Source organism: Nostoc sp. 2RC, from assembly GCF_014222165.1.
In the GTDB taxonomy this organism is placed as follows: domain Bacteria; phylum Cyanobacteriota; class Cyanobacteriia; order Cyanobacteriales; family Nostocaceae; genus Nostoc; species Nostoc linckia.
The window spans coordinates 1-8,188 of record NZ_JACKZU010000365.1 but is presented as its reverse complement, the minus strand read 5'-3'; the positions used below and the strand labels follow the sequence as shown (position 1 = coordinate 8,188).

Below are 8,188 nucleotides of genomic sequence, written 5' to 3'. Positions count from 1 at the left end.
CCTTTCCCCTTTCCCCTTTCCCCTTTCCCCTTTAACCGAACCGTATTGAACTGACAGCAGTTTAGAAGTAAGTAAAATACACAAAAGACACATTAAATCTTGTGAGATACCCTGACCACCCTTGTATATCTCATTTAGATGGAATATGCTGTAAATTCTACCTAGAAATGATATTTTTAACGTATTTTTACCTAGAATTTTTTCAAATAAAAATCTACGTAAAACTGCGTAATTATGGCAGCAATCTTTATAAAATCTTTATCATTTTTATCTGTTAAAAATAACAAAGGATTATTTACAATAAAAAATAAACCCTCACATAATTTTTTATTAAAGATAGCCATAATTTTTATGACCGTAAACAACAGGGAATTTCATACATAAAATTTGTCAAATTTAACCTTCCTAAGCCATTGAAATTCTAAAATGGTAGCTGAATTTAAAAAACAATTATCCCTGATTGTAGGCTGGAGCAGAATATTCACAACCGAAATCAGGTTATACAAGGTTTATATATGATGGCTGACTTTGCACAAACGGAAATAGAACGGAGATTAACCTTATATCAAGTATTTCTCAAGATATACGAACACCACAGCGGTCTTTTAGAGGAGATTCTTCAGCTAGAAAACCTATATCAACCATCATCGAAGAAGTTGAAAGCATATTATGTAAACGGAATAGTCGATACTACTGCCGTTTATTTAATAACTAATTTGTGCGACAATCAGACCCAAAGTTTACGACAACCACAACGGATCTGGACAATAGGTCGTGGTCGCAGCAGTGGAATTTGTGTTGCTGATAGTTATATGTCTCGTCGCCACGCTGCGGTTCAATATATTGATGGGGAAGGCTTCTACTTGATTGATTTTAATAGTACTAATGGCTCATTTGTGAATGAGCGACGTGCTGTTGAACCCATCAAACTTAAAGATGGCGATCGCATTCGTTTGGGTAGCCTGACTTTAAGCTTTTTTATCCAAAATAAGTGCTGTGTTCTACCAACTGTAGCAATGGAGTTATTGATGCAGTTGACGAATCGTAAGAGTGATAACAAACCAGAAATGCTGACTTATCGTGGCGATCGACAAAAACTTCTAATTGAACAGCAAAATGATAGTTTAGAGATTTTGAAAAATTCCGGACTAGTTGATAAGATTGATAACTGGTATGAAAACTTCAGTTCAGAACAAAAATCAGAAATTTTAGACCGTCTTTTTAGTAAACAAAAACCCTATAATCCCAGTTAAAAAATTGACAAAAATGGTATTGCACGCAGAGAGAAGTTTGAGCGGCGGCTTCCGCCGTTGGCGGAAGCCGCCGCAGGTATCAAAATTTCTCCTAAGGGAGACGCTGCGCGTAGCTTGCTTTCCGTTCGCGTAGCGTCTCGTAGAGAAGAGAAGGGTACGGTGGGCGCGGGTGAGCGAAAAAAGGTGTGGGGAGTGTGGGGAGTGTGGGGAGTGTGGAGGGTAATTTTTTGGATACTTAGCTAGAAATCCCACACAAAATTTCGTTCACCCGGTGGGCGCAAAGACGCAGAGGAAGAAGAGAATCGTTACGCACAATGTTATGCTGGCGTTAAAATCCGTAAGTTCTGTGTAGCTGACTAGATGAGACCTTATCATCAAATCCCGATTTTTGAGTGTGGCGAACCGTTAGTAGCGATTCCTTTGGAATTGTTTGCGGTGGAATCTCCCCATCCTTATGAAAAGTTAGGTGCGCCTTATGGCGATCGCTCTCCTTATTATCTCCGTCAAAGTGTTGTGGAAAATTTGATTGCAGCACAAAATTATCTGGAATTGTTGCATCCCCAGTGGCGCATTCAAATTTTTGATGCCTATCGTCCCATCGCAGTCCAGCAGTTTATGGTAGATTACAGCTTCGCGCAAGCAGTACAAGAAAGGGGACTGACTGGGGTAGAGTTATCACCAAACCAAAGCCAAGAAATTTGGCAGGCGGTTTATGAAATTTGGGCTGTACCGAGTTTTGATGAAAAAACCCCCCCGCCTCACAGTACCGGGGCTGCGGTGGATGTGACGCTGGTAGATGATAGTGGGGAAATAGTGAATATGGGTTCGCCCATTGATGAAATGTCAGGGCGATCGCATCCCGATTATTATGCCAATAGCGAGCATCCAGAAGCAGAAAAATATCATACTCGCCGTCAGCTATTGCGAGATGTCATGTTAAAAGCCGGATTTCAACGCAATCCTAAAGAATGGTGGCATTTTTCCTATGGCGATCAAATGTGGGCTTGGCTGAATAATCAATCAAATCCAGTCAATGGTGTCACCGCACGTTATGGGCGTCTTGTATAGAAAGAATTCAGAACTCAGAATTCAGAATTCAGAATTAAATTTGGGTGTTGCTGATTGAAAATATGAATTAGTTTCACGCAAAGGCGCAAAGGCAAGGCAGCGCGGTCTTGGGGGTTTCCCCCATGAGCGACGGCCGCGTAAAGATTTGTTGTTTAGTCATATCGAAACAATGTCAATTCATACTCTGAATAAAAGGTGAAACCTCACACTAAATCTTTCCTACCGAAGGCTGCGCGAATAATAAGCGGTTATCCCTCACTTTCTGATTCTGACTGCTGAATTCTGAATTCTGAATTCTTCTTCAAGCATCTTGGGGATTTAATTCCCTTAATTCTTCTGTGGTGTAAGTCCCAATGGGAGTCCAAATTAGATAAGGAAGGAGTAACAGCGCCGCTAGTGGAGAAATTGGCAAAATGCAGATACCAAGGACAACGGCACAAATCAAACCAAAGATTCCGAGTATTTCTCCTACTTTGAGACTGCGAAACCTCAGCATTAAGGGTATGTAAGCGACGGTAATAACTTCCACCAAAAGGTATAAAGCCATTAATAGCCAAGTAATTACGCCTCCTGGATTTTTTTGCCAAACAATATTAGCTGAAATTGCACCACAAATAAAAATTACAGTCCAGATTAATGGAATTAGTGGCTCAAAAACTAGCCATCGAGGGCGACTTAACTGGGCAAACCATTTAACATCGCGGGGTGTGATGAAGAAACTACCAAGGGCGACGAAAAAAGTTACAGCCCCAATAATTATCCAAGACGAAATCATACTGCACTCTTGCTTTGTGTATTTTGTCAAGTCATACACTGCAAGTTTGACAATTTAGAGGATAGGTTTAATCATTCGCTGGTGCTAATCTTAGGCATCTTGCGGATTGAGATTAACCATCTGCCAAGTGGTATAAGTTCCGATGGGACTCCAGAGTAAATAAGGAACTAGTAACAGTGCTGCCCAACCAGAAATACTTAATACAGCAAGCATCAACAAAGCACCAATGAGAAAACCTGTGCCGCCGAGAATTGTGCCTATTTTGAGGCTACGAAGCCTAAACATTACAGGGGTATAGGCAATGGTGACAATTTCTAATAGCAAATATAAACCCATGATTAACCAGGTTGAAGTACTGCCTGGGTCTTTTTCCCAAACAATATAAGCCGACCAAGCACCACAAATAAATATTACAGTCCAAATAATTGGAATTGCGCCCTCAAAAGTTAGCCATCGCGGTCGTTGTAAGCGCTTGAACCACTGGCGATCGCCTGGTGTAATCGCATTAGCCGCTAAGGCAACCAAGAAAACCACACCCCCAATTACCATCCAAGATTTAATCATACCCCTTATCCTTTAAAAGCCCTATCTATCCCTGAAATATCACTCTTTATAGTCATATTTTGTCAATTTAGCTGCTAAGCGCTCATCATCCTGGAGTTTGATAACTTTTCATCGTTTGGCAGGATTTTAAATTATTTGTATTTGGTGTGTTGATTGATGAGTGTTGACTGATGACTGTTGACGGATGACTGATGACTGATAACTTAATTAATCTCCCTTGTCCCCCTTGTCTCAATACGGTTCAGATAAACAGTATGAACTTCCCTTGTGGCCTGGGAAAAGGTTAAGGGGTAAGGGATAAAGGATGTATTTGAAATCTTTCCCCTTTCCCTTTTCACCTTTCCTCTTTCCCCTTTCCCCTTTCCCCTTTCACCTTTCCCCTTTCCCCTTTCACCTTTCCTCTTTCCCCTTTCCCCTTTCGCCTTTCCCCTTTCTCATCTATTCCCTAAGATAACAACCCGATTCTGTCTCAAGATGGGGGTACAGAATAAAGGGGGAAAATATTCTGAACAATAGGGGGATCGGGTAATTAAATTCAACGGTAATTGATATGCAAAGTGAATCGGAAATGCGTTCGCTAGTACCAGAAACGCGAGGAATTGGTAATACTATTCGGCTGACGGGCTGGATTAGTTTCTGGGTGCAATTGGCAATTGGAGTGGTTTCTGTCTTAGCTTTGTTGTTTGCTTTGACTGGTCGTGGTTTGATTCATCAACAGAATGCTGGCCTTGGAGTTGGCATATTTTGGGCTGTATGCGGAATTGTGGTGTTGTTATTTAGTCTCTATTTGGATTTTCGTTACACTCACATAGGCAAAGCTTTAGAAAATCGCAATCCAGCTTTACATCCTAGTAAACCAGATACAACTAAAATCCTCCGTTTAGGAATAATTGTTAGTTTGGTAGGAATATTACTAACTCTCTTAGGTGCTGGTTCAACTATATTAGTGCTAGTGGCAAAATCTATATCTCAACCCCCAGGTGTGGCAATCACCGACCCTTACAGAATTATTCGACCGATGGATGTTTTTGTTGCTGTGGCAGACATTACTGGAATTGCTGCTCACTATGTGGGTACTGTAACCTCGTTATGGTTGCTGGAGCGAGTCCACCAACACTAAGGGACTTCCAAGTAAAAATGCTATTGTTCATTGTTGACTGTTGACGGTTCACAGTTCACAGTCAACAGTCAAGGCTTTAACCAAAATAGTTTATTTTTTTTCAAAAAAACAAATTTCTTTACGTCTCTGTTACCTGCTATACCTAAGGCTGTAAGAATGTCACAATAGCGATCGCAATCAAACAAATAACCATCGCCAGTGAACGCTCCTACTAACGCTTCTGCACAAACTCAAAATCGCAAAGCAGATCACATTCGCATTTGCTTGGAAGAAGATGTTCAATGTCATGAAGTCACCAATGGATTAGAACGCTATCGGTTCACCCATAATTGCTTACCGGAAGTAGACTATGGCGAAATTGACATCAGTACAAATTTTTTAGATAAATACCTGGGCGCACCTTTGTTAATTTCTTCTATGACTGGAGGAACTGAAGAAGCAGGAACGATTAATCAGCGCTTGGCTGAAGTCGCCCAACATTACAAAATTGCAATGGGTGTCGGTTCCCAACGAGTAGCGGTGGAAAAACCCCAGGTTGCTGATACTTTTGCTGTCCGTAAGTATGCACCGGATGTTTTATTATTTGCTAACTTGGGCGCTGTACAACTTAACTATAAATATGGCTTAGATCAATGTCTGCGGGTAGTGGATATCCTAGAAGCTGATGCCTTGATTTTACACATTAATCCACTACAAGAGTGCATTCAACCAAAAGGTGATATTAATTTTAAAGGTTTAATTGACAAAATTTCTAAGGTATGCACTAAAATGCCAGTACCAGTAATTGCCAAGGAAGTGGGTAATGGCATTTCAGCAGCGATCGCCAAGAAACTGTTAGATGCTGGAGTCACGGCCATTGATGTGGCTGGTGCGGGTGGTACTTCCTGGGCGAAGGTAGAAAGCGAACGAGCCGAAAATGCTTTGCAACGTCGCTTGGGGAGGACATTTGCCGATTGGGGTTTACCGACAGCAGAGTGCATTACCGGTATTCGAGCCATCGCCCCTGATGTGCCATTAATTGCTTCTGGTGGATTGCGTCATGGACTAGATGCAGCAATGGCGATCGCTTTAGGAGCAGACATCGCCGGTTTTGCAATGCCCTTCCTGAAAGCCGCAGCCGTTTCCCAGACAGCAGCAGCAGAACTGGCTGAAGTATTAATCGCCGAAATCAAAACAGTATTATTTTGCACAGGAAATGCTAATTTATCTCAGTTAAAGCACTCAGATAGTTTACAGCGCATACAATAAATTCCTTCTAACTTGAAATACGCAGCGAGATTATTTGTTGAGTCGGGAATAGGGCATTGGGCATTGGGGATTTTTTCTTACCCAATGCCTTGTTTGTTCGATGCCTAACCCAAACCCATAATTTCCGTTTACCATACGTAATCATTAGCTAGACATGATTAAATATAAAACGCTTAACGGAGTAATTATTTTTGTTAGCCTTATTTTGAATAGCATGAATCAGAGCCAGCAGCGCCAACTAATTTGAAGAATGATGGTGAGACATGGAATACAACACAACAATTGCTACCAATTTTGTCACAATAAATTGAAACTAGTAAAAAATTAACTTGCGTGTTGCCAATCACTCAGTAATTCATGCTGCTGTACTATTTTCTTCGATTTGCGGAATGGTACTTTCGGAGTACCAATATTCATCCCAGGAAAAGACTGTTTTTTAGTCTTAGTAGGTCTATTTTCTTGTGTTGTTGAACTGATTTGTGTAGTTTTCATTGCCAATTAGATGTTTGATTAAAACTTCAGCACCAATTTATAACATCAATTTTCAAATGGCAAATTTCTAAAGAGAGATAAAAAAATATATTGGGCATGGGGCATGGGGCATTGGGCATTGGGTATATTGACTGTTGACTGATGACTGGTGACTGGTGACTGGGAACTGGTGACTGGTGATATCATGTCCGCCTAATCACTTATCAAAAAAATTCCCCGCATAAGAGCGTCACTCCTAATGATAAGTCTTTAACTGGACATGATATGACTGGTGACTGGAAACTTCAGATTCTCCTTGTCTCCCTTGTCTCCCTTGTCTCCCTTGTCTCCCTTGTCTCCCTTGTCTCCCTTGTCCTCATGCCCCATGCCCACTTTACATAACCCCCATCTCTTGCAACCCTTGGCTTAGTCTTTTGGCTTCTTGGGGGTTATGCTTTTCATGAAGGGCGATCGCTTTTTTGAATGCTGTCAAACTTTCTTGATGATTGCCGGCTTTTAGCAGGACTACGCCTAAATTTTGATAGGCTTCGGCGTAGTTGGGATTTAAGACGATGGCATTTTTATAACAAGCGATCGCATCTGTCAATAAACCCAAAGCTTTAAATGTCATCCCCAGGTTATAATATCCAGCAATAAAATTCGGATCGATTTTCAAAGCTGCGATATAGGCAGTTTTCGCACCGTTGAAATCTCCTGCGGCTTTGAGTAAGTTACCCAGGTTGTTGTATGCTCCTAGTTTGAGCATGGGATAAATTGGCAATTTAATTGCTGTCTGATAATGAGAAATCGCCTGTGGGAAATTTTTTAAGCGACTGTAGGCAATGCCTAAATGATAGTGAAGTTCGTACAAAATATCGTAGTTTTCTTCACCGGCTGCATGACTTTCATTTATCCGCTTTAATCCTCGTCTGAGTAACTCCATTCCTTGGGAAATTTTCCCAGTTTCTAGATACAATGCCCCTAATTTACTGCAAACATAGGGATCGTCAGGATGAGTAGCGAGAAATCCTTCCATCGCTGTTGCGGCTTTGGCATATTTATTATTTTGAGCGATCGCACTTTTTTGATATCCTGTGTGGAGAATTGCAACTCCTGGTAAATAACCCACCTGCCAATGTGGTTGTTTGGTTAAAATTGCCGCCACACTATCATCAACTAAGGCATGGTAAGGACGGTCAAAGCGAATATCTGGATGATTGCGGAATAATCTTGAAACCAGAGAATAAGGAGATTGTTCTGCACCGATTTCCTGGCGCACAAGATTGAGTAACAGGTATTCTTCTCTAGCGATGGTGTCTCGCAATAGCGGTACAATTCCTGGCGTGAGAGTTTCATCAGCATCTAACACCAAAACCCAATCACCAGTCACATATTTTAAAGCTGCATTGCGAGCAGCACTGAAATCATCACACCATTTAAAATGATGGACTTTTGCCCCGAACTCTTGGGCAACATAAGGAGTGCGATCGATTGAGCCTGTATCCAACACTACCATTTCATCTACAACTTTGTTGACACTGCTGAGACATTTGGGCAGTGTTGCTGCTTCGTTTTTCACAATCATGCACAGACTCAAACTCATAGGCTAATCTTCGTTTAATTTAGTATTTAAAAAATTGTGAATGGGGCATGAGGGAGAAGGGGGGACAAGGGAGATGAGGGAGGTGG

Annotated in this window: 8 protein-coding genes; 4 read left to right on the top strand and 4 right to left on the bottom strand. The window is 41.3% G+C overall.

What is annotated here, in order from left to right:
* The first annotated feature begins 515 nt into the window (after positions 1-515).
* On the top strand, positions 516-1,253 hold the full coding sequence (locus tag GNE10_RS28565) for an FHA domain-containing protein (RefSeq protein ID WP_311774867.1): 738 nt from the start codon (positions 516-518) through the stop codon (positions 1,251-1,253).
* A gap of 360 nt (positions 1,254-1,613) precedes the next feature.
* Positions 1,614-2,321, top strand: coding sequence for a M15 family metallopeptidase (locus tag GNE10_RS28560; RefSeq protein ID WP_185569029.1), 708 nt, complete (start codon positions 1,614-1,616; stop codon positions 2,319-2,321).
* Between the two features lie 301 nt (positions 2,322-2,622).
* Here the strand turns inward: GNE10_RS28560 and GNE10_RS28555 are convergent, their stop codons facing one another.
* The gene (locus tag GNE10_RS28555) at positions 2,623-3,096 is read right to left on the bottom strand and encodes a TspO/MBR family protein (RefSeq protein ID WP_185569027.1); all 474 of its coding nucleotides are present in this window, start codon (positions 3,094-3,096) and stop codon (positions 2,623-2,625) included.
* A gap of 90 nt (positions 3,097-3,186) precedes the next feature.
* Positions 3,187-3,660 carry a TspO/MBR family protein gene (locus GNE10_RS28550; protein WP_099069010.1) on the bottom strand — a complete coding sequence of 158 codons (474 nt, stop codon included), beginning with the start codon at positions 3,658-3,660 and terminating at the stop codon, positions 3,187-3,189.
* A 550-nt stretch (positions 3,661-4,210) separates the two neighbouring features.
* On the opposite strand from GNE10_RS28550, the gene GNE10_RS28545 reads away from it, so the two are divergent.
* Both GNE10_RS28545 and fni read left to right on the top strand, forming a co-directional pair.
* Positions 4,211-4,780: a DUF3611 family protein gene (locus GNE10_RS28545; RefSeq protein WP_099069009.1), complete on the top strand. Its 570-nt coding sequence runs from the start codon at positions 4,211-4,213 to the stop codon at positions 4,778-4,780.
* A gap of 198 nt (positions 4,781-4,978) precedes the next feature.
* Complete coding sequence (gene fni, locus GNE10_RS28540; RefSeq protein ID WP_185569025.1) at positions 4,979-6,028, top strand: type 2 isopentenyl-diphosphate Delta-isomerase; 1,050 nt, start codon at positions 4,979-4,981, stop codon at positions 6,026-6,028.
* 324 nt (positions 6,029-6,352) lie between these two features.
* On the opposite strand, the gene GNE10_RS28535 is transcribed toward fni, so the two are convergent.
* Both GNE10_RS28535 and GNE10_RS28530 read right to left on the bottom strand, forming a co-directional pair.
* Complete coding sequence (locus GNE10_RS28535) at positions 6,353-6,520, bottom strand: hypothetical protein (protein ID WP_185569023.1); 168 nt, start codon at positions 6,518-6,520, stop codon at positions 6,353-6,355.
* Positions 6,521-6,893: 373 nt separating this feature from the next.
* The gene (locus tag GNE10_RS28530; RefSeq protein WP_260447067.1) at positions 6,894-8,102 is read right to left on the bottom strand and encodes a tetratricopeptide repeat protein; all 1,209 of its coding nucleotides are present in this window, start codon (positions 8,100-8,102) and stop codon (positions 6,894-6,896) included.
* Positions 8,103-8,188 lie beyond the last annotated feature (86 nt).